The organism is Bacteroides muris (ex Fokt et al. 2023) (assembly GCF_024704895.1).
GTDB lineage: Bacteria > Bacteroidota > Bacteroidia > Bacteroidales > Bacteroidaceae > Bacteroides > Bacteroides muris.
On the sequence record NZ_JAMZEE010000131.1, the window covers coordinates 1 to 440 of the forward strand.

At 45.7% G+C, this 440-nt stretch carries 1 protein-coding gene and 1 pseudogene; both read left to right on the top strand.

The features are described from left to right. A pseudogene (locus M1B78_RS18570) lies at positions 1-117 on the top strand (transcriptional regulator); the annotation flags it as partial. A 72-nt stretch (positions 118-189) separates the two neighbouring features. Continuing rightward, a partial coding sequence (locus M1B78_RS18575; protein WP_257941508.1) for a UpxZ family transcription anti-terminator antagonist occupies positions 190-440 on the top strand: 251 nt, incomplete at its 3' end.

The window sequence follows — 440 nt, forward strand, 5'->3', positions numbered from 1 at the left end:
GGTGTCTTTTTGAAAGTAAAGGGCGCACGTGACCGCCGTGTGGTTATAGAGATACAAGGCGTCATTGCCGTAGCCATGGCCACCATCCATCCGGACCTTATAGAAGTGATCAAATAACGATTACTATGTAGGATGTGGCGAAGTATCTTTTTTCCTCTTTAGAATCTAAAATCATAAATCTGAAATAATATGTCTCTTTTAGAAGAAACAATCGTTCTTCAGCGTGCCGCGCACGACTTGATGTATTTGGGCATGGACGGTAGTCCTATCTATAGTGACGACTTGTCACGTCGTAATGGCGAAGTCTATCGCTTGACCACAACTTTGTATAATTCCGGCACCTGGGGCACTACAGTGGAGGAACAGGCCAATGTTTGTCTCGCTCTTTTGATGGGTTACAGCGCCTCGTTTGTCGACCACGGTGAGAAACAGCAGCATGT